The organism is Nocardia asteroides (assembly GCF_021183625.1).
GTDB classification, from domain to species: domain Bacteria; phylum Actinomycetota; class Actinomycetes; order Mycobacteriales; family Mycobacteriaceae; genus Nocardia; species Nocardia asteroides_A.
Genome location: NZ_CP089214.1, coordinates 1190570 through 1214437, shown reverse-complemented (window position 1 = coordinate 1214437; position 23868 = coordinate 1190570). Strand labels below are relative to the sequence as shown.

Annotated in this window: 26 protein-coding genes and 1 pseudogene; 11 read left to right on the top strand and 16 right to left on the bottom strand. The window is 69.6% G+C overall.

The window, feature by feature from the left end; translation table 11 throughout:
* Window position 1 precedes the first annotated feature (1 nt).
* Window positions 2–856: an oxygenase MpaB family protein gene (locus LTT61_RS06035; RefSeq protein ID WP_233018947.1), complete on the bottom strand. Its 855-nt coding sequence runs from the start codon at window positions 854–856 to the stop codon at window positions 2–4.
* A 172-nt stretch (window positions 857–1028) separates the two neighbouring features.
* Between LTT61_RS06035 and LTT61_RS06030 the strand changes: the two genes are divergently transcribed.
* Window positions 1029–2666, top strand: coding sequence for an acyl-CoA synthetase (locus LTT61_RS06030; protein WP_233018946.1), 1638 nt, complete (start codon window positions 1029–1031; stop codon window positions 2664–2666).
* Window positions 2663–2878: a hypothetical protein gene (locus LTT61_RS06025; RefSeq protein WP_233018945.1), complete on the top strand. Its 216-nt coding sequence runs from the start codon at window positions 2663–2665 to the stop codon at window positions 2876–2878. Before LTT61_RS06030 ends, LTT61_RS06025 begins: the two co-directional genes overlap by 4 nt.
* A gap of 54 nt (window positions 2879–2932) precedes the next feature.
* Here the strand turns inward: LTT61_RS06025 and LTT61_RS06020 are convergent, their stop codons facing one another.
* On the bottom strand, window positions 2933–4537 hold the full coding sequence (locus LTT61_RS06020) for an alkaline phosphatase D family protein (protein ID WP_233018944.1): 1605 nt from the start codon (window positions 4535–4537) through the stop codon (window positions 2933–2935).
* A 60-nt stretch (window positions 4538–4597) separates the two neighbouring features.
* Window positions 4598–5317 carry an SDR family NAD(P)-dependent oxidoreductase gene (locus LTT61_RS06015; protein WP_233018943.1) on the bottom strand — a complete coding sequence of 240 codons (720 nt, stop codon included), beginning with the start codon at window positions 5315–5317 and terminating at the stop codon, window positions 4598–4600.
* Window positions 5318–5403: 86 nt separating this feature from the next.
* On the opposite strand from LTT61_RS06015, the gene LTT61_RS06010 reads away from it, so the two are divergent.
* Window positions 5404–5955: a TetR/AcrR family transcriptional regulator gene (locus LTT61_RS06010; RefSeq protein WP_233018942.1), complete on the top strand. Its 552-nt coding sequence runs from the start codon at window positions 5404–5406 to the stop codon at window positions 5953–5955.
* Window positions 5956–6042: 87 nt separating this feature from the next.
* Window positions 6043–6360, top strand: coding sequence for a DUF2795 domain-containing protein (locus LTT61_RS06005; RefSeq protein ID WP_233018941.1), 318 nt, complete (start codon window positions 6043–6045; stop codon window positions 6358–6360).
* A gap of 48 nt (window positions 6361–6408) precedes the next feature.
* Here LTT61_RS06005 and LTT61_RS06000 read toward each other — a convergent pair whose 3' ends face one another.
* Window positions 6409–7197 (bottom strand): VOC family protein, encoded by a 789-nt coding sequence (locus tag LTT61_RS06000; RefSeq protein ID WP_233018940.1) that lies wholly within the window; start codon window positions 7195–7197, stop codon window positions 6409–6411.
* Between the two features lie 145 nt (window positions 7198–7342).
* On the opposite strand from LTT61_RS06000, the gene LTT61_RS05995 reads away from it, so the two are divergent.
* Genes LTT61_RS05995 through LTT61_RS05975 form a run of 5 tightly spaced genes read left to right on the top strand, consistent with a single transcriptional unit; the run spans window position 7343 to window position 10491 of the window.
* The gene (locus tag LTT61_RS05995; RefSeq protein ID WP_233018939.1) at window positions 7343–7831 is read left to right on the top strand and encodes an FBP domain-containing protein; all 489 of its coding nucleotides are present in this window, start codon (window positions 7343–7345) and stop codon (window positions 7829–7831) included.
* A gap of 39 nt (window positions 7832–7870) precedes the next feature.
* On the top strand, window positions 7871–8470 hold the full coding sequence (locus tag LTT61_RS05990; protein ID WP_233018938.1) for a sulfite oxidase-like oxidoreductase: 600 nt from the start codon (window positions 7871–7873) through the stop codon (window positions 8468–8470).
* Window positions 8440–9183 carry an FAD-binding oxidoreductase gene (locus LTT61_RS05985; protein WP_233018937.1) on the top strand — a complete coding sequence of 248 codons (744 nt, stop codon included), beginning with the start codon at window positions 8440–8442 and terminating at the stop codon, window positions 9181–9183. The genes LTT61_RS05990 and LTT61_RS05985 overlap by 31 nt, the downstream gene beginning before the upstream one ends.
* Window positions 9184–9186: 3 nt before the next feature.
* Entirely contained in the window at window positions 9187–9453 is a 267-nt protein-coding gene (locus LTT61_RS05980) for a DUF6510 family protein (protein WP_233018936.1), read from the top strand.
* A gap of 27 nt (window positions 9454–9480) precedes the next feature.
* Window positions 9481–10491 (top strand): TIGR03617 family F420-dependent LLM class oxidoreductase, encoded by a 1011-nt coding sequence (locus LTT61_RS05975; protein ID WP_233018935.1) that lies wholly within the window; start codon window positions 9481–9483, stop codon window positions 10489–10491.
* 34 nt (window positions 10492–10525) lie between these two features.
* Here the strand turns inward: LTT61_RS05975 and LTT61_RS05970 are convergent, their stop codons facing one another.
* Window positions 10526–11749, bottom strand: coding sequence for a heavy-metal-associated domain-containing protein (locus LTT61_RS05970; protein ID WP_233018934.1), 1224 nt, complete (start codon window positions 11747–11749; stop codon window positions 10526–10528).
* A gap of 169 nt (window positions 11750–11918) precedes the next feature.
* Here LTT61_RS05970 and LTT61_RS05965 point away from each other — a divergent pair, with 169 nt between their 5' ends.
* A complete protein-coding gene (locus LTT61_RS05965; RefSeq protein ID WP_233018933.1) occupies window positions 11919–12743 on the top strand; it encodes an SMP-30/gluconolactonase/LRE family protein in 825 nt (274 codons plus the stop codon).
* An 87-nt stretch (window positions 12744–12830) separates the two neighbouring features.
* Complete coding sequence (locus LTT61_RS05960; RefSeq protein WP_233018932.1) at window positions 12831–13643, top strand: DUF1206 domain-containing protein; 813 nt, start codon at window positions 12831–12833, stop codon at window positions 13641–13643.
* Here the strand turns inward: LTT61_RS05960 and LTT61_RS32905 are convergent.
* The 11 genes and pseudogenes from LTT61_RS32905 to LTT61_RS05915 all read right to left on the bottom strand — a co-directional run bounded on the left by LTT61_RS32905 (window position 13609) and on the right by LTT61_RS05915 (window position 23831).
* A complete protein-coding gene (locus LTT61_RS32905) occupies window positions 13609–13944 on the bottom strand; it encodes an alpha/beta fold hydrolase (RefSeq protein ID WP_420094739.1) in 336 nt (111 codons plus the stop codon). The two genes, LTT61_RS05960 and LTT61_RS32905, sit on opposite strands and share 35 nt — an antisense overlap.
* Before the next feature lie 898 nt (window positions 13945–14842).
* Window positions 14843–15700: pseudogene (locus tag LTT61_RS32900) on the bottom strand (recombinase family protein); the annotation flags it as partial.
* Entirely contained in the window at window positions 15697–16740 is a 1044-nt protein-coding gene (locus LTT61_RS05950) for a hypothetical protein (protein ID WP_233018930.1), read from the bottom strand. The pseudogene LTT61_RS32900 and the gene LTT61_RS05950, both read right to left, overlap by 4 nt.
* 43 nt (window positions 16741–16783) lie before the next feature.
* Entirely contained in the window at window positions 16784–17179 is a 396-nt protein-coding gene (locus LTT61_RS32895) for a helix-turn-helix domain-containing protein (protein WP_420094738.1), read from the bottom strand.
* Between the two features lie 252 nt (window positions 17180–17431).
* Window positions 17432–17815, bottom strand: coding sequence for a hypothetical protein (locus LTT61_RS05945; protein ID WP_233018929.1), 384 nt, complete (start codon window positions 17813–17815; stop codon window positions 17432–17434).
* Window positions 17816–17915: 100 nt separating this feature from the next.
* Window positions 17916–18527, bottom strand: a complete 612-nt coding sequence (locus LTT61_RS05940) for an MT-A70 family methyltransferase (protein WP_233018928.1) — start codon at window positions 18525–18527, stop codon at window positions 17916–17918.
* The gene (locus tag LTT61_RS05935; RefSeq protein WP_233018927.1) at window positions 18524–19516 is read right to left on the bottom strand and encodes a replication-relaxation family protein; all 993 of its coding nucleotides are present in this window, start codon (window positions 19514–19516) and stop codon (window positions 18524–18526) included. Before LTT61_RS05935 ends, LTT61_RS05940 begins: the two co-directional genes overlap by 4 nt.
* Window positions 19513–21708, bottom strand: coding sequence for a type IV secretory system conjugative DNA transfer family protein (locus tag LTT61_RS05930; RefSeq protein ID WP_233018926.1), 2196 nt, complete (start codon window positions 21706–21708; stop codon window positions 19513–19515). Before LTT61_RS05930 ends, LTT61_RS05935 begins: the two co-directional genes overlap by 4 nt.
* Window positions 21695–21946, bottom strand: a complete 252-nt coding sequence (locus LTT61_RS05925) for a hypothetical protein (protein WP_233018925.1) — start codon at window positions 21944–21946, stop codon at window positions 21695–21697. The genes LTT61_RS05930 and LTT61_RS05925 overlap by 14 nt, the downstream gene beginning before the upstream one ends.
* A 207-nt stretch (window positions 21947–22153) precedes the next feature.
* Window positions 22154–22354 carry a hypothetical protein gene (locus tag LTT61_RS05920; protein ID WP_233018924.1) on the bottom strand — a complete coding sequence of 67 codons (201 nt, stop codon included), beginning with the start codon at window positions 22352–22354 and terminating at the stop codon, window positions 22154–22156.
* A gap of 4 nt (window positions 22355–22358) precedes the next feature.
* On the bottom strand, window positions 22359–23831 hold the full coding sequence (locus LTT61_RS05915) for a hypothetical protein (RefSeq protein WP_233018923.1): 1473 nt from the start codon (window positions 23829–23831) through the stop codon (window positions 22359–22361).
* Window positions 23832–23868: the final 37 nt, after the last annotated feature.

Sequence of the window (23868 nt, the reverse complement as noted above, 5' to 3'; positions counted from 1 at the left end):
CTCAGACCAGCGGTTTGCCCGTCGCGATCCGGCGCCGCATGTCGGCAAGGTGCTTGTCCAGCGGGTACCGCTGCCACGGCTCGGGCAGCCGCTGGATGACGAAGCCGAGGCCGCGCATGATCAGCTCGAAGACGCGCTGCCTGCGCGGCCCCCAGTCCAGCCCGAGCTCGTCGCGGAACCACTGCGGCAGGTAGCCGGTGGTGAAGAAGCGGTTCACGCGCTTGCCGAGCAGCTGCTCGACCCGGCTGTACGGGCCCAGGTCGACCACCTGGTCGAGCAGGTAGCGGCGCACGCCCTCATCGATGGAGAGCTGCGGCAGCATCGACTCCCAGTACGCGGTGAAGGCCGCGCGGTCGGCGGGCCACAGCTCGGCGGGCATCTGCAGCGTGGTGCCGAACCGCGCCGACTCCCGGTACAGCGCGTCCTGGAACTCCTCGGTCTGCTCGCCGTAGAGCAGCCGGAAGGAGTCGGCGGTGCCGAGGTAGATGCAGCCGGCCACCCAGAGCTGCAGCTTCGGGTCGAAGGCGTTGTAGCGCACCTCGGCGCCGGGCTGCGAGCGGACCTGGCGGTGCGAAGTATTGGTGGCCTCGCGGTAGGCGACCCGCTCCTCCTCGGTGCCGAGCATGGCGACGGCGAGGTAGGTGAGCGTGGTGCGGCCGCGCTTCTGCGGCCGGAGGTCGAAGCGGCCGCTGGCCACCGTGCTCTCCACGACGCCGCGGCCGACCGGCGCCAGGCTCAGCTGCATGATCACGTTCGCCGGGCCGCCGAGCAGGGCGCCCGGACCCGCGATGAAGCGGCGGCGGTCCGTCGGCTCGGTGCCCGGCGTGCTGGGCATCGGCTGGATCGAGCGGGTCATCTTCGACCTCCCGAGAGTAGATGAAACAAGTTGACTCCAAGTCTCTCATGTAATCAACGGTTCAACAACGATCGCGCCTCCGATGACGCCGGATGTCGAAATAAGTGAATGGGCATTCTGCTCCTGCGCTACGCTCTGCGCACCTATCCGTCATCGCTGAGGGAGAACCGCCGTGGGGCTGCAGGAGCTGACCCGTCCGCTCACCGATTCACTGGCCGCGGCGAGCGTGCTGGTCCGGCGTGGCATGCTGGATCCACTGCGCCCGGACCACACCCTGCGCGCCGCGCGGGACGCGAGCCGCTACGGTCCGTTCACCACGGTGCTGCGGGCGGCCGCGCGGCGCTGGCCCGAGCGCACCGCGGTGATCGACGACCGCGGCGGGCTGACCTTCGCCGAGCTGGACTCCCGCTCGGACGCGCTGGCCCGCGGCCTCGCCGCTGGCGGCCACGGCGCGGACACCGTGCTCGGCGTGCTCTGCCGCGACCACCGCGGCATGCTGCTGGCGATGGCCGCGGCCGGGAAACTCGGGGCCAGGGTCGTGCTGCTGAACACCGGGTTCGGCGGGCGGCAGCTGGCCGAGGTCGCGGTGCGCGAGCGGATCGCCGCGCTCCTGCTCGACGCCGAGTTCCTACCGCTGCTCGCCGCGGCGCCGGACACCATCGCGCGCATCCTCACCAGGGCGGACGGGGCCGAGCCCGGAGTGCTCACGGTGGACGGGCTGGCCGCCGCGCACGCGCCCGAGCCGCTGCCGGCGCCCGCCAGGGCGGGCGGGCTGGTCATCCTGACCAGCGGCACCACCGGGACGCCGAAGGGCGCGCCGCGGGAGAAGGTCTCGCCGCTGCAGTCGGCGCAGTTCCTCGACCGGATCCCGCTGCCGAGGGACAGCGCCATGGTGATGGCGGCTCCGCTGTTCCACGGCACCGGGCTCTCCCAGCTCGGGCTGGGCTGGGCGCTCGGCAACACCGTCGTGCTGCGGCCCGGGCGCTTCGATCCGCGCTGGACGGTCGCCGCGGTGGCCGAGCACCGGGCCGCGAGCCTGGTGGTGGTGCCGACGATGCTGCAGCGCATCGTCGACCTGCCCGCCGCCGAGCTGGCCGCGCACGACACCTCCGCGCTGCGGGTGATCTTCGCGGCCGGATCGTCGGTCTCGCCGGATCTGAGCAGACGGACCGCCGAGCTCTTCGGCGACGTGCTCTACAACCTGTACGCCTCCACCGAGGTGGCGGTGGCGGCGGTGGCGACGCCGGAGGACATGCGGCTGGCGCCGGGGACCGTCGGGCGGCCGCCGGTGGGGTGCCGGGTGGCGCTGTACGACGAGCGGCGGGCGCGGATCACCGAGCCGGGGGTGGTCGGGACGATCTTCGTCTCCAGCGGGCTGAGCTTCGCCGGGTACACCGACGGGCGGACCAGGGAGACCGTGGACGGGCTGCTCTCCAGCGGGGATGTGGGGCACTTCGACGCCGAGGGGCGGCTGTTCGTCGACGGCAGGGACGACGACATGATCATCTCGGGCGGGGAGAACGTCTTCCCGCTCGAGGTGGAGAACCTGCTGGTGGAGCGGGGGGATATCGCCGAGGCGGCGGTGGTCGGGGTGCCGGACGCGGACTTCGGGCAGCGGTTGCGGGCGTTCGTCGTCCCGGTCGATGGGGCGTCGGTGGACGCGCAGGAGATCAAGGACTACGTCAAGGCGGATCTGGCGCGGCACAAGGTGCCGCGGGAGGTGATCGTGCTGGACGAGTTACCGCGCAACGCCACCGGGAAGTTGCTGCGCCGGGCGCTGCTCGAGTACGACCCGGACGCCGCCGGATGAGCGCCTCCGTCGGGCGCCGCACCGCCACCGAGATCCTCGACTACTTCGGGAAGTGCCCGCGCTGCGGGTATCCCGCCACCGCGTGGCTGCACACCCTCGTCGCCGACGGGCGCACCCGGCGCGACGTGGTCGGGGTCTGCGACTCGCCCTGCGGGTGGAGCGGGCCGGTGCGGGTCACCAGCATGACGAAGCAGGGTCGGCCCCGGACGTGACCGCCGGGCCGGTGGTGCTCGGGCGGCGCGCTCCGCCGAACCCACCGGCGGTGGTCAGGAGTGCGGCGCCCGCAACTCGAGATCGGCGACCTTCACCAATCCTTCGTCCGAGCGCGCGGTCTCGAGCACGAAGCGCCCGCGCCGCCCGTCCAGGTGCAGCGCGGCGAGCGAGTTCCCGAAGTGCGGCCCGCTGATCTTTTCCCAGCGCACCGGGTCAGGCGAGATCCCGCGCCGATCGGCGAGCCGGCGCAGCGCCCGCGCCAACCGGCGCCCCCAGGCCGCGGCGAAGACGGCGTGGAAGATCTTCGGCGGCTCGTTGTGCACCGGTGAGCAGACCAGTTGCAGCACCGTCGATGTCGTCGGCTCCGGGTAGTCGGCGCGCGCGGCGTAGCTGTGGTGCACGTCCCCGGAGAGCACCGAGATGGTGGCGGGCGCGTCCGGCGCGCTCCCGATCCGCCGGATGAGCGCGGCCAGCCGCTCGAAGGAGGCGCGGAACGCGGGCCAGTGCTCCAGATCCGCCTCCTGCCTGACCTTCTCGCCGAGCCGCCCGCGCCACCCCGGCAACCCGGCGGCGCGCTCGTTCAGCGACTGGAAGTGGCTGAGCGCGGGCGGCATCAGCCACGGCAGCGACGACCCGATGAGCAGGTGGTCGATATCGCCCGCGGCGTTCTCCTCCAGCCACTCGAACTCCTCGGCGCCGACCATGAGCCGGTCGCCGTCCAGGATGCGCCCGCTGCGGGTGTCGATGACGAGCAGCCGGACCCGGCCGAAATCGCGGCGGTAGCTCCAGCGCACCGGCTTGCGCCCGTCGGCCTCCCTGTCCGCCGCGGCGCCGAACTCCTCCAGCAGCTCCCCGACGTCGCCGCCGTGCTCGGTGACCCTCCGATACAGCTCGTTCGCGGCCAGGTCGGCGGGCGCGAGGTTGCCCAGGTGCTGGTACACCCAGTAGGAGGCGAGCCCGGAGCGGATGCGCTCCGGCCACCAGGGCAGCTCGGCCATCTGCTCGCGCCAGGTGCGCGAGGTGTTCCAGTCGTCGCGCACGTCGTGGTCGTCGAAGATCATCGAGGTGGGCACGGTGGACATGAGCCAGCGGATCTCCGGGTCGGCCCAGGACTCGTGGTACAGCTCGGCGTACTCGCGGAACGAGACCACCTCGCCCGCGGGCTCGGCCCCGTCCCGCCGCCGCGCCAGCCACTCCTTGATCCGCGGCGTGGGTTCGTCGGCGTACACCTGGTCGCCGAGCAGGACGAGCGCGTCCGGCCACTCCGGCTCGGCGCGCTCCTTCATGCGCAGCGCGTAGGTGTCGAGGGCGTCGACACCGACCTTGTCCGCGGCTTGCGCGCCCGGTGTCGCCTTGGCCGCGCGGCAGGAGCCGAAGATCAGTGTGCGCACCGGGTGGGTGCGGATCCGACTGGGCGGGAACTCCGAATCCGGCTCCGGCCACACCCGCGCGCCGTCCAGCGCGACCTCGTAGGGCACCGAGCCGTCCGGCTCCAGCCCGGTCACCACGACCAGGGCGAAGTGCAGCTCGCCGACCTGAAAGGTGCGGGCACGGGCGCCGAGCACCGTGACCTCGCAGGGTGCGTCGGTCTCCACCCACACCGTCGCCGAGGTGGCGTCGACGTGCCGCAGCACCGGACCGAGAACCAGTTCCGCCATGATCTCGACGGTACGTCGCCCACGCCGCGGCGGCGCGCGGAATCGGCCCCGCCCCTTCGCTCAGGCGGCGCTGAACACGTCGAAGACCGCTTCCGCGCGGTCCCGCTCGCGGGTCATTCGCCAGGCCGCCTCGGCGAGCTCGTCGGGGTCGAGGGTGTGCCCGGCGAGCGGCCCGAAGGTGCCGGGATCGGCGGCGACCATGGTGTGGATGTCGCCGCGCTCGACCACGCCGCCGATGGTGAGGGTGCCCGCGTAGACCCCGTCGCCTGCCAGCGCCGCGTGCAGGGTGAGCGCGTAGTTGCGGATGGCGGCGGCGGGCAGCGCCAGCTGGCCGAGCATCGGCATGGGCCGGACGCTGGAGAGCCCGCCGGTGAACAGCAGTGCGCCGGAGCCCCGCTCCCGCATGCCGGGCAGTACCGCGGCGACCGCGTCGGCGGCGGGCCACACCCAGTCGAAGGCGGTCCGGGCGACGGCGCCGTCGGTCGCGGTGAGCGGGATCGGCAGGTGGCTCGGGGCGGGGCCGTAGTAGAGGAGTTCGACGTCGCCGTGGCCGCGCGCGGCCGCCAGCGCGGCGCGGAAGCTCGCCGGGTCGGTGACATCGGCGGCGTAGGCGTGCGCGGTGATGCCGTCGGCGGCCAGGTCGGCCAGGTAGCGCGGGTGCCGCTCGGCCGAGCGGGACACCAGCACCACGCCGAGTCCCGCGCGGCCGAACCGCCGCGCGATGGCGAGGCCGAGGCCGGGACCGGCGCCGACGACGAGGGCGATGGGGGAAGGGGACATTGCTACCTCCAAAAGTGAGGGGGGCCTCGATTTACCGCACGGTACCACGGAACTCGAGGGGCGCCTCGATTTCGTAGAATGGCGCCGTGCCCACCCGACCGCTGCGTCGCGACGCCGCCCGCAACCGCGAGAAGCTGCTGCGCGAGGCGGCCGAGGTCTTCACCGCGCAGGGGCTGGACGGGTCGCTGGAGGAGGTGGCCCGCCGGGCCGGGGTGAGCATCGGCACGCTCTACAACCACTTCCCGCACCGCGACGCGCTGATCGAGGCGCTGCTGCCGGAGCGGCTCGCGGTGCTCGGCGAGCTGGCCGCCGCGGCCGACGCCGAGCCCGACCCGTGGCGGGCGCTGACCGGGTTCTGCGCGGGGCTGGTCGCGCACATGACCGCCGACCGCGGGTTGCTGGAGTTGCTGGTGCGCGAGCATTCCGCGGCCGCCGTGATCGCCGATGCCTGCCGGGACGGGGCCGCTCGGCTCACCGCCGTGCTGGCGCGGGCCAGGGCCGCCGGGGTGGTGCGCCCCGACCTCCGCGACACCGACGTGGCGCACCTGATCTGGGCGATGTCGCTGCTCGGTGCGGAGGCCGGGGCCGAGGCCGGGCAGCGCTGCCTCGCGCTCGCGCTGGACGGCCTGCGCGGCTGAGCCGGTTTCGCGGTCCTGCCGCCCGGGTACCGCCGGGATCGGCACTGCAGGATCGAGGGCCGAGCCCGGCCCGGGGAAGGATTCGAGATGGTGACGACCGATGTGGAGCGGGTGCACCGCGCGCTCGCCGAGGCCGACTTCCCGGCCGAGAAGACCGAGCTGGTGCGCTCCGCGACCGAGGCGGGCGCCGACGACGACACCGTGCGCGCGCTGAACGCGATCCCGCCGGTGGAGTACGCGAACGTCGGCGAGGTGGTGCAGTCGGTGACGCTGGACGACGGCCGCTCGGCCGCCGAGAAGGCCGCCCAGCACCGCGACCACGCGCACCCGACGGTGACCGAGCGGGAGCGCGCGGTGCCGGTCAACCCGATCGTCGAGGAGCTCGGGGAGAATCGCGGCAGTTGACCGGGGCCGCGACCATCCGCCGCGGCTCCCGCGGGATTCGCCCCGTGCTCAGCCGCCGGGCGGCGGGGCCACCGTCCGGGTCGGGTCGATGACGGCGAAGACCTCGTCCTGCGGGCCGCGCAGGATGCCCATCCGCCCGAACGGACCGTCGTCCGGCCCGCTCAGCACCGTGGCGCCGAGCTCGGCGGCGTGCCGCAGCGCCGCGTCGGTGTCGTCGACCTGGAACCAGGTCAGCCAGTAGGACGGTGCCGCGGCCTGATTGATGCCGCCGAGTGGTTCGCCGTCGGCGGCGTGCGCGAAGGTCGAGTAGACGACGTTCGCGCCGTCGCCGATCTCGGTGTAGGCCCAGCCGAAGACCCCGGTGTAGAACTCCTGCGCGCGCCGGTAGCCGTCGGTGTGCAGCTCGTTCCAGCAGTAGGCGCCGTGCTCGTTGTAGATTCCGGCGCCGTTGTGCTCGCCCGCCTGCCAGACCCCGAAGGCGGCGCCGGTCGGGTCGGCGGCGACCAGCATCCGCCCGACGGTGAGCACGTCGAAGGGCGGGACGAGCAGGGCGCCGCCGCCGCCCGTCACCGCCTCGGCGGTGCGGTCGGCGCTCTCGGTGGCGAGGTAGGTGGTCCACGCCGACGGCATGGCCATCTCCGGTGGTTTCGGGCCGATCCCGGCGGCGGCGCGGTCGTTGCGCATGGCCATGAGGTAGCCGCCGAACTCGGCGCCGCCGTCCTCGATCTTCCAGCCGAACAGCGCGCCGTAGAACGCCGCGGCCCGGTGCGTGTCGTCGACCTGGCAATCGACCCAGCACGGGGTGCCGGTCGGCCACGGGGTGTCGCGATGGGGCATGTCGACCTCCTGTCTCGGTGATCGTTGTGCCTTCATCGTGCGCGCATCGGCGGTGCCCCGCTCGGGATCGGGCAAACAAGTAGCGAATGGGGGTGGTACGGAAATTGCGTTGTCCCCCGGGCGCGGAATTCGTACCGTCGGTCGCATGGATCCGATCACCGAGGGCGAGATCCGCTCGTCGTTCGTCAACTGTTCCAAGGGCGAGGCCAAGCGGCTGCCGGTACCCCGCGACCTGGCCGAGCGGCCCTGGGACGACCTCGACTTCCTGGGCTGGAGCGATCGCTCGCTGCCCGGCCGCTGCTACCTGGTCGCGCCCGGCGCCGACGGCCCGATCGGGGTCGCGCTGCGCTACGAGACCGGCGGCTCCGGCCGGGCCCAGATGTGCACCATCTGCCTGACCACGCACACCGGCGGCGGCGTCTCGCTGCTCACCGCGCACAAGGCGGGCGAGGCCGGGCGCCGCGGCGACTCGGTCGGCACCCTCATGTGCACCGACCTGGCCTGCTCGCTCTACGCCCGCGGCCGCAGACGTCCCGCGCTCGGCAACCGCTACCGCGAGAACCTGAGCACCGAGGAGAAGGTCGAGCGGGTGCGGGAGAACCTGCGCGCCTTCCTCGACCGGCTCCAGCGCTGAGCGCTGCACCCCGGCAACCAGGGGGTTACGATCCTCGGCATGGCCATCTTCTCGCCCGGGTTCCGCGGCCGGGCCCGCGGGGCCGACGACCGGCTGCCGCCGGGGCAGTACCTGACCAAGGACTTCCCGGTGCTCTCCGCGGGCCCGACGCCGCGGATCGCCCCGGAGCGCTGGAGCTTCACCGTCACCGACGAGACCGGCGCCGAGACCACCTGGAGCCGCGCGGAGTTCCTGGCGCTGCCGCAGGAGCAGCCGCACGTCGACATCCACTGCGTGACCCGCTGGAGCAAGCTCGACACCGACTGGACCGGCGTCTCGCTGGACACCCTGCTCGGCGCGGTCGAGACCCAGGCCGAGTACGCGCTGGTGTACAGCTACGGCGGCTACACCACCAACCTCCCGCTGGACGACCTGCTCGACGGCAAGGCCTGGGTGGCGCACCGCTACGGCGGCGCCGAGCTCGACCCCGAGCACGGCGGCCCGGCGCGGCTGCTCGTCCCGCACCTCTACTTCTGGAAGTCGGCCAAGTGGGTGCGCGGCATCCGGCTGCTCGACCGCGACGAGCAGGGCTTCTGGGAGGCCGCCGGCTACCACGACTACGGAGACCCATGGCGCGAGCAGCGGTACCGGGACGACTGACCGCGGCCCGCGGCTGGCGCCCCGCCGAACTGGCGGGCGAGCGCTTCGAGACGCCGACCGCCCGCACCCTGCTGCTGCGGGTCGCGGACTGGCCCGGGCACCTGCCCGGGCAGCACGTCGACGTCCGGCTCACCGCGCCGGACGGCTACCGGGCGGTGCGCAGCTACTCCCTGGCCGCGCCCGCCGACGGCGACATCGTCGAGCTCACCGTGCAGCGGGTGCCGGACGGCGAGGTCTCCGGCTACCTGGTGGACGAGCTGCCGGTCGGCGCGAGCGTCGAGCTGCGCGGCCCGGTCGGCGGCTGGTTCGTCTGGGATCCGGCCACCGGCGGCCCGGCGATGCTGGTCGCGGGCGGCTCCGGGGTGGTGCCGATCATGGCCATGCTGCGGGCGCGCCGCGCGGCGAACGCCAGGGTCCCGGTGCGGGCGCTGTATGCGCTACGCACCCCGGCGCAGCGCTACTACGGCCCGGAGCTGGACGCCGACGGCGTCTTCGTCGCGTACACCAGGCGGGTGCCGGAGGGCTACCCCCGCGACCCCGGCAGGCTCACCGCCGCCGAGCTGACCGAGCACGGGCTCGCCCCCGCGCCGGACGTCACCTGCTACGTCTGCGGGCCGACCGGCTTCGTCGAGGCCACCGCGGCCCAGCTCGTCGAGCTCGGGCACGATCCGGCCCTGATCCGCACCGAACGCTTCGGCCCGGCCGGGAGGTAGTCGATGAGCACGCACCTGGACGGAAACGCCCTGGCCGGGCCGCTGGCCGAGATCTTCGCGGTGGAGGTCACGGCGTGCGGCTGCCGCTGCGGTGCCTGCGGCGCCGCGGGCCCGATCGGCGCGGCCCCCGCCTACCTGCGCGGCCCCGGCGCGGTGCTGCGCTGCGCCTCCTGCGCGGCGGTGCTGCTGGTGCTCACAGAGACTCCGGCGGGGCACCGGCTGCGCCTCGGTGACGGCGTGAGCCTGATCGTCCCCGAACTGGACACCTGAACGGAGTCCTGTCCATAGGATGGCGGGGTGAAAGTACACCTGCAGGTCGACGGCGCGCCCGGCCGGGCCGCCACCCATGCCAGGGAACTGGCCGAGACCGGCGCCGACGGCCTGTTCACCTTCGAGGGCCCGCACGACGTCTTCTTCCCGCTGGTGGTCGCCGCGGGGGCGGGGCAGCTCGAGCTCATGACCAATGTCGCCATCGCGGGGCCGCGCAGCCCGCTGCACCTGGCGCACGCCGCGCACGACCTGCAGAGCTACAGCGCGGGGCGGTTCCGGCTCGGGCTCGGCTCGCAGATCCGGGTGCACATCGAGAAGCGGTACGGAAGCACCTGGGGCAACCCGGCCGCGCGCACCGCGGAGACGGTGGCGGCCGTGAAGGCCATCCTGGACGCCTGGGAGGGCAAGGCGCCGCTGAACTTCCGCGGTGAGTTCAGCACGCACACGCTCATGCCGCCGAACTTCAACCCGGGCCCGAACCCGTTCGGGCCGCCGCAGGTGCTCATGGGCGCGCTCGGCCCGGTGATGACCCGCAAGGCCGCCGAGGTGGCGGACGGGCTGCTGGTCATGCCGTTCAACACCGACCGGCACCTGGCCGAGCGCACCGCCCCCGCGATCGCCGAGGGGCTGCGCCGCTCCGGCCGCAGCGCCGCCGACTTCCCGGTGATCGGGCAGGTCATGGTGGCGGTGGGGCGGACAGAGGCGGAGCTGGCGGCGGCGCTCGCCGGGGTCGGCATGCTGATCTCCTTCTACGGCTCGACCCCCGCCTACCGCCCGGTCCTGGAGGCGGAGGGCTGGGGCGAGGTGCAGCCGAAGCTGAACCAGCTCTCCAAGACCGGTGGCTACGCCGAGATGCGCGCGCTGGTCACCGAGGAGATGGTGCGGCGCATCGGCATCGTCGGCACGCCCGCGGAGTGCGCCGCGCGGATCCGCGCCCGGTTCGGGCCCGACGTCGCCGAGGTCTGCTGCTACTTCCCCGGCTACACCCCGGCCCCCGAGGCCGTCGCGGAGCTGGTCACGGCGTTGCACGCCGCCTGAGTACCGCCACGCCCGGCGCCACCGGCGCCCGGGCTCAGGCCAGGTGAGCCCGGTCCGGGGTGAGCAGGGCCGGGTTGTAACCGCTGTCGCGCAGCGCCTCGAAGGCGCGCTCGCGGTTGCGCGGGCTGCGGAACTCGGCGTGCACCGTCTTGCGCTCCAGATCGATGTCGTGCACGGCGATGTCCATCGAGGTGAGCACGGCGGTGATGGTGCGGACGCAGTGCTTGCAGTTCATGTCCGGCACCGTGACCAGCCCGTCCGGCCCGTCCTCGGCCTCGGCCGGGGGAGCGGGCACCACGTCGACCCGCCGCACCGCCGCCGCGAACGCCTCGACGAACCGCTCCGCCACCAGGCCGTGCGGCTGCAGCGCAGTGCCATCCACCCGCTGCCAGCTCGTGGCCGGGCAGACCGGCCGCTCCGCGGGGCCGAGCAGCGCGTACTGCCGGGAGATGAGGTCCAGCTCGTCGTGGTACTTCGCGATAGCCTGCTCGGTGCCGAGCCCCTCCGCGGTGCGGGCCCGGTGCATGACCGCGCGCGCCTCGGCGAGCGTCGCGTTCTTCATGGCGTGCAGCGTCGCCACCGACTCGGGGGTGTAGCGCAGCCGCTCGCCGCTGCTCTCGAACGCCACCGGGATCATGCCGCGCCGATGAGTCGAGGCCTGCAGCTCCCAGAACCAGCGCGTCGCCACCGCGCCGAAGATCCCCGAATCCCGCAGCGCCCGCGCGAAATCCGCCGGATCCCGGTACGGGGTGCGGTGCGCGAGCAGCGCGTGCTGGGTGAGCGCTCGCGCGGCCGCCTCCACCCCGACCCGGACGATCTCCAGCGGCTCCTGGTCGGTGGTCGTCCCGGCCAGCACCGCGCGGTCGGGCTCGTCGAGGGCGCGCACCCGGCCGAGGAACTCCGCGTCGGTGCGCAGCGCCCGCCAGAGCTCCAGGTACGCCGAGCGGGCGGCGATCGGCACGATCGGGCCGAGCCCGTCGGCGTGGAAGTGCCCGGTGTTGCCGATGCCGTCCTCGTCCACCCAGGTGAGGCGGTGCGTCGCCGAGGTCACCAGCTCCGGCGGGCAGGGCCGCATGAAGCCTTCGAGGTAGAGCCGCTGCGAGAGCGTCAGGTGGCGGCCCGGTTCGGGGGTGAGCGGTACCGCCCGGTAGTGCGCGGTGAACGGCTCGCGCTCCGGCGCGGCCGCGGCGAGCAGCGCGGGGTGGGCGAGCGAGCCGAGTATCCGGGCCAGGGCGGCACGGTCGTAACGCGGTTCCACGGGACCTCCCGATTGCGTCCGGCGCACGACGACGCGGCGTCGTGCCCGCACGCGTAGTGCCGGCGCGGCGTCCGGCCCCCGTCCAGAATAGCGACGCACGCCGCGCGGACCGACGAGTTCCGGCGACTCGGTCCGTCGGTACCGATGACATCGACGTGAGGAGCCGGGAATGCGAATCGTGCGCGAGGGGATCGGATTCGGGGAATCGCTGCGCTGGCACGGCGGACGGCCCTGGGTGGCCGACTGGGCCGCCGGGCAGGTGCTCGCGCTGGACGACGCGGGCGGGGCGGAGGTGATCGCCGAGGTCCCGTCCTTCCCGCTCTGCTTCGACTTCCTGCCGGACGGCAGGCTGCTGCTGCTCGACTCCGCCGGGCGCCGGGTGCTGCGCCGGGAACCGGACGGCACCCTCGCCACCCACGCCGACCTGGCCGAATTCGGCGCCACGCCGTGGAACGAGATCGTGGTGGACGCGGCGGGCCGCGCCTACCTGAACAACATCGGCTTCGACTTCCCCGGCGGCGAATTCGCCCCCGGCTTCCTGGTCCTCGTCGAGACCGACGGCATCGCGCGCCGGGTGGCCGGTGACGTCGCCTTCCCGAACGGCATGGCCGTCCTGCCCGGCGGGCGGACCCTGATCCTGGCCGAGTCCTACGCGGAGCGGTTGACCGCGTTCGCCGTGCACCCGGACGGCACGCTCGGCGCGGCCGCGGAGTGGGCCGCCACCCCCGGTGACCACCCCGACGGCATCTGCGCCGACGCCGACGGCGCGATCTGGTACGCCGATGTCGGCACCTCCCGCTGCGTCCGGGTGCGCGCGGGCGGGGAGCGCTGCGGCACCGTGGAATTCGACCGCGGCGCCTTCTCCTGCACGCTCGGCCGCGGCGCGAACCCGCAGCTCTACGTGGTCGGCCAGCGGTGGGGCGACGAGCGGGGCGGGCCATCGGGAGTGGTGGCCGCGGTGCCCGCACCCGCGCCCGGCGCCGGGTGGCCGTAACCCGTTCGCGGGCAGCGGCGCCCGTTTCGGCGCCGCGCGGCCGGGTAACTCGCCGAACGACCGCACCACACTTGATGAGAAGGCGCCATGGCTATCACCAACACCTCGACGGGCTCCGCTAGCCGGATCGCCCAGAACAGCACGTTCGAGCGCGTGGCCCGCGCCGGATACGTGATGAGCGGAATCGTCCATCTGCTCGTCGGCTACATCGCCCTGCGCGTCGCCTTCGGCGGCGGCGGCACCGCCGATCAGTCCGGGGCCATGGCCGAGATCGCCGCCGCGCCCGGCGGGAAGTTCGTGCTCTGGTTCGCCGTGGTCGCCTTCGTGCTGATGGCGCTCTGGCGGCTGGCCGAGGCGGCCTTCGGCAGCGCCAACAAGCCGGACAAGAACAGCAAGGAGGGCGAGGCGTTCCGCCGGGTCAAGGCGCTCGGCACCGCCGTGATCTACGCCGGGCTCGCGCTCACCGCCTACTCCTTCGCCAAGGGCGGCGGCAACTCGAGCAGCGGTCAGAACAAGGGAACCACCGCCAAGCTGATGGAGAGCACCGGCGGCAAGGCGCTGCTGGTCATCGCGGCGCTGGTCGTGCTCGGCGTCGGCGCCTACTACGTGTACAAGGGCGTCACCAAGAAGTTCCTCGAGGACCTGGACACCAACACCCAGCTGGCCAAGCGCCTCGGCACCACCGGCTACATCGCCAAGGGGATCGCCATCGCCGTCATCGGCGGGCTGATCGCCTGGGCCGTGTTCGACCACGACCCGAGCAAGGCCTCCGGCCTGGACGGCGCCTTCAAGACGCTCGGCGCTCAGCCCTTCGGGCAGGTGCTGCTGGTGCTCGCCGCGCTCGGGATCGCCGCCTACGGCCTGTTCAACTTCTTCCAGGCGAAGCACGCCAAGATGTGACGTACCGGTTCAACCGGTCGGCAAGCTCGCGCGGACGGCTCAGCATCACCCCGTGACTCCCCTCGATGTCATCGGGTTCGATGCCGAGCCGTTCGCGCACGAGCGTGCGCATGAAGTCCGCCGGGAAGAAGCGGTCGTCCCGGCACACCAGGAACCGGGTCGGCACCTCCGGCCAGGCATCCAGCGGAATCGGGACGTCGCCGTCCTCGACCTGCTCCCGCCCGCGCGCCAGCTCCTCGGCCGCCAGCTCGGCGGGCACATCGTGCAGGAAGGTCGCGACGATCTGCTCCTCGGTCTCCATCGCCGACCATGACGGGTTTACTCGAACCCTTGACCGAAAAAACATCGGCAAGGGTGAGCAGATCGGTCAAGGTAGTTGATCTGGGAGCCTCCGCATCGCGGGGGCTTCCTTCGTGTTGTCGAACTGGGGTCTCGGCAGGCCGAGGCTGCCTGCGAGCGGTTCGTGGCCGCGTGCCGGGGTTGCTACGCACGTACTCGCGCATCGCATCGTTGATCTCTTGGAAGAGCGGGCTGAGTTCCTCGTCGGTGACAGTGGTTTCGTCGAGGTAGAGCCGCTCGTAGAAGGTCTGGTTGAGATGGCGGCGTGCGCTGTTGGGTGCGTCGCGGTAGAGCGCATGCGGGTCGGCAACGAGGTGCAGCGCGTCTCGCAGGACCTGGGCGCCGACTTGCAGTTCGGCGCTGGTGTCGTTGAGTCCGGCCTCGGCGCGCTTGCGTTCCTCGCCCAGTTCCAGGAGCCGCACCCGGATCTTGGCCTGGGGCATGGTGTCGTGAGCGGCGAGTTCGATGAGCCGGTTCTCTTGCTGTTCGATCTCGCGAAGCCGCTTCTTGAGACTGTTGTGCATCTCCTGTGTGGCTGACTGCTCCTGGCCGAGGGCCGCTTCGAGGCGTCTGTGGACCTCGGTAGCGAAGTCGGCGGGTAGTTGGAGGGTGCGGTAGTGGTCGGAGATGGCTTGTTCGACCATGGCGGCGGACAGATGCGGGAGGTCGCAGAGGCCCTCCTGCCGGGCGCGGCATAGGAAGTAGCCGTATCGCATGCCGTGGCGGTTGGTGACTTCGGTGTAGATCAGGCGAGCATGTCGTCCGGCGCGGTGACAGCGGTCGCAGAATAGACCGCCCTTGAGGTAGTGGGTCTGGACGCGGTCGCGCTGGCCGCGAGCGCTGCGAGCATTGAGGACATCCTGAACCCGATGAAACAGCTCCGGACTGACGATGGCGGGATGACGTCCCTCGTAGCGTTCGCCCTTGTAGACGACGTAGCCGAGGTAGTACGGGTCGGAGAGCATCTTGTGCAGAGTGCCGTCGGTGACGGGCTTGCCGCTGCGTCGTGAGGTCAGACCGAGGTCGCCCATCGTCGCTTCCAGCAGATCCATGCTGTATTCGCCGGTGGCGTACAGCTCGAAGGCGCGCAAGACCAGCGGCGCCCGCTCCGGGTCGACCTCGATCGTGTTGACCAAACGTCCGCCGACGTCGACACGGGCGTTGAGGTAGCCGAGCTTGGCAACGCCAATGGTGCCACCGTTGATGGCCTTATTGCGCATCTTCATGCGCACGTCTTCGCCGGAGAGCTTGTTCTGGACATCGTTGAAAATGTCGGTGACCGCTTCCATCATCTCGGCGTAGATGCCGTCGCCGAAGTCTTCGCGGGCGGAAACGAGTTTGACGTCCAGCTTGTCGAGCAGACGTTTGGTCAGCGCGGCATCGATGTAGTTGCGAAAGGCGCGTGAGCGGGCGTAGACGATGACGTATTTGATCTCGGGATGTTCGCGCAGATACTCCATCATCCGCTGGAAGTCGGGGCGTTTTTCGATCGACTTCGCCGAGAGGCCGGGATCGAGAAACTCCTCGATAATGCGCGCGTTGAGTGCGCTGGCTTTGCGGTCGACATAGATGCGCTGGGTGGCGATCGAGTTGCCGTCAGGATCAATGTCACGAGCGGTGTCCATCTGCTTCTTGCTGGAAACACGTAGGTAAGAGACGGCGAAGTCGAGAGCGATGTCTGCGGTCGCGATGTCAATAGCATCGGTTGTCTTGGTCATGCAAGGACTCCTGGTTCTGGGGATAGTTCGGGAGCGGTTGCGATGGTCTGGTCACTGAGTACGACGCGCAGCCTGAGGCGTTTGAGGTGGCTCACCATCAACTCTGCATGAGCGCGAGTGCTGATCGGCGGGACCGGACCCGGGACCACTACGTAGCTGATGCCAGGATGGGTTTCGAGGTAGGCCAGCGCGCGCCGCAGGACTGGCCGACGCCGCAGGCTCGCTGCAGGTATGCCGACCTCGACGAATTCCTTGACGATCCCTATTCCACGGTCGACCGCAAGGCGATGCCCTATATCACGCTGTATCCCGATTGCTATAGGCTCCTCGCTCCCAGCTGCCTTATCGGCGGCGGACGGGGTCTCGATGGAAAGAAACAGAACCCCAGTCGGGAACTGGGGCTCACTCTCCTGTGCGGCACCTTCCATGTTCATCTGTGGGCGATCTGCCAGGGCTTGGGTATCGAGATGAGCTCGCGCGTGGATACCCGGACCGAGTCCAGAACCTCTGAGTCGTTGCGTGATCACGGGTTCGGGCACCTTGAAGTATTCCGAGAGCATTGTGGGCGTCGTGTGTCCGGCTTCGATCGCTTCGTGAAGCAAAGCCCCAGGTACGAGGAGGTGCTCGACGAACTCGTCGACGCCGATCGTGGCGTCCGGGTGATCGAGGATTCGTTTGAACTCGCGGGCGATGGCCACTCGGCGCTGTGCCAGTTCGAGCGAGGAGGAAACTTGGATCACCCATCGACGGGTTAATACATCCCAAAAGCTTGCGCTCGGCAGATGCTGATCGTCGACGAATTCCACTCGTAGCTGTCTCAGGCCGGAGATAATTTCTATTGGTACGGGAGCGACTGCCCCGTGTCCGGTGAGCAGCAGGGCGGCTTGCTGCTGCGCTACACGGAGCGTCCCCGCGTACCCGATCGGACGTGCTTCCCTGCGGGCGACATCGCGAAGGTCGCTAAATCGAGCTGTTCGGAGTTCGCCACGTTGAGTCGCGGTGCTCTGCGGTATTTTGGAATTGTCGTTTCGTTTCCTCATGGTGATACCTCCTCTCGCTGCTGTCGTCTACTGTGGCGCCTGTTCAGTGGCGACACTCTGGTCTGGTGCAATTTGGTTGCAGACACAGGTCATGGCGTGCTGCTACTTCGTCGATCGCGGCGTGAATCTCTTGTGCGATCTCCCGTGGAACGTCGTGGTACGTGACCTGGACGTGAGGGCCTCTACGGGAAGGGATTGCGAGCGAGTCTCGCCATCCCGCCAGGGTAAACAGCTCTTCGTGCGGTACCTCGATAGCATCCGCGATGGCCTTAAGGCTGTTCGGCGTCGGAAGAAAAACCCCTTGTGCGACCCGTGTAATTGTTGATCGGCTCATGCCGGATCGTGCTGCGATTGCAGCTCGTGTGAGCTTCAATTCCTTGCATCGCGCGTCGATCGTCCTTCCGATCGCTATTGCCGCCTCTTTATGCGATGCTCTCATTTTGCTATTCTCCTATTCAATTTCCCCTACCATTGACAATAACTCCATTGTTGCGTTTAAGCAACAGTTAAAACCAAAATGTATAATTGCGAGAATTGCAGAACTTCTTGGGATCGGAACTGTGTCTTCTTAAAGTGTGAGGAATAGCGGGCCGGGCGGATAGCAGTGAGGGCTCATAAAGACCTCGCCTGTTTGTGCTATCTGCCCGGCCCTGTCGGGGGTACGAGCTACGTCGCCCGCTACCCGGTTTTCCTACTCGCTGGCCTGCTGGCCGCGCCGCCCTCGCGTGCTGCGTGGTGTCTCCTTCGCCTGCTCGTCCTCGCCGCTACCTCCGTCGTCGGGGGTGTCGGTCTGCACGGGCTCGGGAGGCTGGGTGGCGGTGAACAGGTTGGCGATGGCCGCCTGGCGTGCCTGGGCTTCGGCCTCGATCGCCGCGCGGGCGGCGTCGGCCTTGGCCATCAGCTCGGGATCGTTCTTGGCGGCTTCGATGTGGGCATCGACGGCCTTCAAGCATTCGCGCTTGAGGTTGCTGCCGCGCAGTTCGGCGATCCAGGTGAGCTGGGCGTGCCGTGCGGTGTCGATGCGGATGGCCAAGGTGATTTCCTTGGCCGCGCTCGACGGGTCGGGTGTGGACATGTCGCTCCTCCTCGGTGCGAGCGGCCGGCGAACACGTGGTGTGTTCACGGTGACGGCCGCACAGCACCGACGAGGCGGTGGGCGCGCTCAGGGGGGGAGGTCATGAACTGATGCTTGGTGGCCCGAGCGGTCCGCGCGGTGCTCGGGCGGAGTCCGACGGTACCGGGTAGCCGGGAATGACGACATCGGAGTCGATTTCGTTTCCCCACGCGTCCCAGCCGGGCTGACGGCGGCGAGCGAAGAGCTCCAGGTACGGCCCGGGGCTGACCCGTTCGATAATGCCGAACTGTTCCTCGGGCTTGTGGCTGTGCTCCTGGGTGGGAGCCATGAACCAGGTCGGCTGGGCTCGGAACTTGACTGGCGCCTTCCCGCGAGTGCCGAACAGGACATGCTCGGTCATATTGCGCAGGTAGTGGCCGAGCTGCAGGCGGGGTTTGACCCAGGTGAGCGGTGAGCGGTACGTGAAGCCCCAGGCGGTCATGACGTCGTATCCGGCGCGCCACGAGCCGTTGGTGACCCACAGCCACAGGTGGGCGTCCTCCTCGGCGAGATCAGTGATAGGCATCGCCTCAATTTCGTCGGTGGTCATCAGCGGGTAGTGGTGCTCGGCACCGCGTGCACCCTGCTGCAGGATGTCCCAGGGCGGGTCGGCCAAGATGGTGCGGTAGCGCCTGGCCGGTGAGGATGAGTTGGCTGCGTCGTTCTCCTTCATGATTCGGCTCCTTTCTGCATAAGTGGTACGAGCTGCTCCGGGGCAATGGCGACGAAGAGTCCGTCCGGCAAGCTGCGGTCCTTGGTGATGGCCTCCTGCAACGCGGTGCGACGGCGCTCTGCTTTCTCGGCGGTGGTGGCCGTCATGACCCAGACCACGCGCGGGAACGCGCCGTCGTTGCGATCTTGCTCGACGCCTTGGCGGCGGTAGGACTCGTACTCGCGGCACTTCTTCAGCAAGGTTGGAATGCTCTCGGTGCCGCGATCAATCTCCATGAACGCCGCGTCGACGTAGTCGCTGCCGGGCGGGCTGGCGGTCTCGGCGTACAGGTCAGGCTTGAGGGTCACGCGCGCGCCACCGATGCCGACGTAGTCGCGCCAGGCACCGGGCTCGGTCTCGCAGCGTAGGAGCTCGAGCCGACCGACGGCGGCGGCCTCCACGAAGGCGACGTGTGCATCGGCGATGCCCAGCTGATGATCAAGGAACCGCTGCGTTGGTTCGCGGAAGGGACGGCGCGTGCGCCGCTCTGCCTGTTGGCGGAGGAGCCGGTCGCCAATCTCGTCGACGTAGTGGATGGTGGCACCGCTTCCGGAGCGGTGGCCGCCGATCCGGGCGGGCAAACTGGCGAGTACGCGGTCGCGGCGCAGTCGGGCCAGTACCCGCTGGGTGGTGCGCAGACCGCTGGCTTGGGGCATCTCGCCGAAGTGGAGGACCCGGATATGCGGGACGCTCAGGTAGCGGTGCTCGGCGACCGAGCGAAGAACTGACCAGTCCCGGTCGCTGAGTTGCTGGGCGACTTTGCTCAGATCGCGGACCAACCGCCGGGGTGTGGTGCCCCCATGGGCACCATCATTCGGCTTCCGCTGGGCGGGAGATGACGAGGTCAGAGGGGGGTTCGTGGTCGGGCCGGTGCGAATAGCGGGATGAATACCGCTGACCGATGTGACTTCTACGTCGCTTCCACCACTTTCGTACGACTTCTCCGTCATGCTTGCCTCCTTCGGCGTCGACCGCCAGCTCCCTCGGCGCCGCCGCCACTCACCTGCTCCAGCAGTTCGGTGAATCCGGCTTCGATCTCGTCCAAGGGCTGGCCGTAGCGCTCTCGACTGAGGCGCCGAATCTCGGCTGGATCACTGGTGACTGGTGGTGGCGGCAGCGTGACGCCCGAGGCCCACGGCTGCACGGTGTTGTCGCGCATCAGGTTGACGTAGACGTGGTGGGCGGGCAGCGCGCCGAAGTCCTCCGGCGCGAGCACGGATTGCCCGGTGGCCATGTCCTTGGCATCGCCCGCTTGTAGCTGGAAGGTGATCCGGCTCCGGGCGTTGTTGCGAAAGGCGTCGAGCATCGCGGGCGGGAGCTGCTTCTGGTACTGGTGGGCCAGGTGGAATCCGGCCCGCAAGCTGCGCGCCGTGGCCAGCGCATCCCCGAGGTCGGTCGGCAGGCGCAGGTAGTCCTGCACCTCGTCGATGTAGACCATGACCGGCGTGCGGGAGTTTTCTGATGTGCCCGCTCGCTCCCGTACTGCTTGCCAGAGCTCGGCCAAGATGATCGCCCCGAGCAGCTGCGCCGCCTCGGGCCCGATCACGCCCTTCTGCAAGGGCACCAGCAGCACCTTGTTCTCGCGCAGCACCTGCCGGGTATTAAACCTCGGGTTACGCTGGGCCAGCACGGCTCGGAGCTGCTTGGTCAGCAACGGGCGCAGCTTGTTGCTCAGCGGGGCGATCTTGGTGTCCACTGCCTCCGGCGAGAGCGAGTCGAACCAGGCCCAGAACGGCCCAGCCGCGAACGGATCCTCGCGGATGACCCGCTGGGTGAGTGACCGCCGGAACCCCGGATTGGTCAGCAGCAACGGCAGCATGGTGAGGCTGGCGTCGTCGCGCTTGGCCAGCACTTCCAGGCTGTTGCGCAGGATGTCGGCCGAGCGCGGGCCGAGGTCGCCGTGAATGGCGTGGATGGTGCCGAACAGCGAGTCGGCGATCACCTCCGGCGTGCGGCCTTCGCTGTGCGCCAGCGGGTTGATGCCCACCGGTGCCTCATCGAGCGGGTCGAGCAGGACGATGTCGTTGCGGCGGTGCTCGGGAATGCGGGCCAACACATCGGCCACCAGGTCCTTGGGCTCGATGACCACGACCGGACGCCCGGCCTGGAGGTCCTGGACGATCAGGTTGAGCAGTAGCGTCGACTTGCCGGTGCCGTTCGGCCCGATCACCCAGGTGTGGCGCATGGCGTCGAGGACGTCGTAGCCGACGGTGCCGGAGACGCCGGGCGCATTGGATTCGGCAATCACCCGCTCACCGGACAATAGAGCTGGGGTCGGTCTGACGGGGCGAGGGTGGATCGGCGGTTGGCCGGGGAAGCGATCATCGCGGCTATCTGATACCGGCCATGCCAGAAGGTGGCTCAGTTCCGGCACGCTGAGCGGCTGTGCCGGAGTCAGAATCGACCAGGCGGACTTGGGCTCGTTGATCTTCCCGGCCTTCTCCTCGGCCAGCTTGAAGTGCACGCCGGCCGTCTCCACCGTGCCGATAGCCGCAGCCAGGCCGAGTAGCAAAGACTTGCGACGCTCCGCCGTGCCGGCCTCGACGCCGATCCGCACCACCGCAGCGAAGCCGTGCTGGCCGAGCTTGCGGACGAGGGCTTGGCGGGCGTTGGGACGCTTGTCGGGCAGCAGACCTTGCCATACCTTCGAGGCGGTCGATTGATGGCCGCTGGATGGCTGTTCGACCGGCGGCAGCATCGGCTGGCGGCGCGGGCCGAGGACGACTTGGATCACCAGGCGCTCAGCAACTTTGACCGCTGTAAGCGCGGACAGGATGGAGCGGCTGGAGGCCACCCGGTCGACCGGCTCCAGCGGCCAGTCCGTCGCGGTGAGCTTCATCCGACGCGCCGTGACGATGTCACCGCGCTCAGTCGGGTCAAACGGGGTCACCACTGCGCCATTGACTAGCTGCTCGACCGAACGCCGAACGCCGTGGGCGTGCCGCAGTTGACTGCCGACGAGATATTCGACGCCGTCAGCGGTGGAGCGGGCTTCGAGAATAAGCTGAGGCGCGTGCTTCTGCGCAGCCCAGTCGCGCAGAAGCGAGGTGGCGGCTCCTTCTCGAAATGGGCTCGGCCAGAACAATAGCTGCCAAACGAGAGAGTCGGCGGTGAGGTCGGGGGAGAGACTATTCGTCGTCATGAGTCTTCTCCCTCCCGGCGGTGGGCTTGGTGCTACGAGCGTCATCGCTCGCGGCCGTCTTCTCCGCCTCGGCGTCAGCCATCGCTATGGCGATCACGGCGCGGCTGAGTTTGTACAGGTCGGGTGGTGTGCGCGTCTCGCTGCGCACGGTGATGCGGCGCTCGGCGCCGGTCGAGCCTCTGCGGCGCTTGGCTTCGCGGTCAGCCCGACGGTGGTTGGTTCTTCCTGTTTTGGACATAGCTCTCCTCCTCGATGAATTACGGTGATTTCTTCGAATTGACGCGGAATGTCGCGTCCGTGACTCACTGTTGCTTTCGCGCAACAAGTTCAAGGGTCACTATGCGTTGCGTGAACGCAATTGCAAAGAAAAGTTGTGAAAACTACTACGCCGGTACGAACACGGCTGACAGGGGTAGGAGGTGCTGGTTTTCCACAGCTATTTCACCTACCAGCCCGAACGGAATTTGCGGTAGAGCATGATCGCACCGACCAGCAGGGCGATCACCCCCAGCACCCCGAGAATGATCGCCAGGGTCGGCCAGATGGACTCGATGACGCTGATGGCGCAGTAGACGGCGATGGTGCCGACCAGAATGCTGATGCAGCCGCGCTTGAACCTCTCGGCCATGTTCAGGTCGTCGCTCATTCGGTCACCACTCCCCGCCGAGGTCGTCGTCCACGGTTTCGCCAGGGCCGACGGTTTCGGAAGCTCCGGCCGCCGTGGCATCGCTACCCTGCTCGGCATCCGCGTCGTTGGCGTCCTGGCTGGCCTTCAGCTTCGGTGTCATCTGCTTGAGCAGCCCGTCCAGCAGCGAGGTATCGAGGGAGACATCAGGCAGCAGCAGTCCCCGCAGTGGCCGACCCTGCTGGTCGGTCAGTTCGGCTTCAGCGCCGCAGCCCTGGTGGTACGACCGCGCCAGCAACCGCAGCTGATCCGCCGCCTTGATCGCCTCGCCCATCTTGGTCAACGTGGCGGCGTACACCCGCTCAGCGCGGGCACGCAGCAGATCGAGTTCCGGGGTGAGCTGGTCGATCCGGCGGTGCAGCTCGGCTCGTCGCGCGGCGTGCGGAGCCACCTGGGTGTTCAGGTGCCCGATCTCGTCGGTCTGGAGCGAGCCGTCGCGGAAATGCACCGCGAAGACCACCACGTTCACCGCGACCACGATGACCGCGAAGAACACGCCCAGGATCAGGGCGCTGGTGATGCCGTTGCCTGCGGCCAGGCTGTCGGCCACGATGCGGTAGGCCATGACGATCCCCGCCCCGATGGCCAAGAGCGTCGCCAGGCCAATGAACAGCAGCGGGATCACCCGCGCCTTGCCCTCTGGCAGCTGGATGTGCCCGTGCTCGTCCTTGAAGCCCTTGAGGTCGCGGCCGAAGAACTTCAGGCCGATCGCCACCGCTGCGGTGCCGAGCAGGGCGAAGACGATCGAGGTGAGCAGCGGCACGATGCTCTCGCCGAGCGCGGCGCCGTCGCCAGAAGCGATCCCGGCGAGGTCGACATTGAACACCTGCGTCACGAAGTAGAGCAGCACCGGGAAGTCCAGCAGCGCTGCCCAAGTCGAGGAGCGGTGCAGCCATAGCGGCACCTGGCGGTGCTTGAGGCTGCCCGCGTCGTGCTCCTTCTGCACGGTGGCCGCGACGTCCTGCATGCGCAGGCTCGCCCGCTTCGCACTGGTGTTCTCTCCGTTCATACCGGTCACTGGCTGATCGTCGAGTCGAGCGAGCTCGGCACTCAACACGACGATGTCGGCCTCGGTGCGCTGGTACTGCTCGACCAGCTGGGTGATCTGCGCAGCGCCCGTGTCGCGGGCCTGGCCTGCGCTCGCCATGCCCTTGCTCAGCACCAGCGCTTCCATGTTGCTGAGCAGATCACGGTCGCGCAGCCTGCCGATGCGCTTCTGTTCGTCGACCAGCGCCATGGTCTCCGCCATCCATGTGCGGTGGTTCGGACGGTTGGTGAGCTTGGACAGGAGCCGGTCCCGCGTGGGCACCGACGGCGGCGTGTGCGGCGGCCCCTCGGATGTGGCGAGCGGCTCGGTGCGCTTGCGCAGCGTCACCGTCCTCGGTGGCAACGGCTCGGGATGCTGGCCGTTCGAGCGGGTGGCGGGGGCGATGGTCATGAGTAATCTCCGATCTCGCTGGCAGACAAGGGAGTCT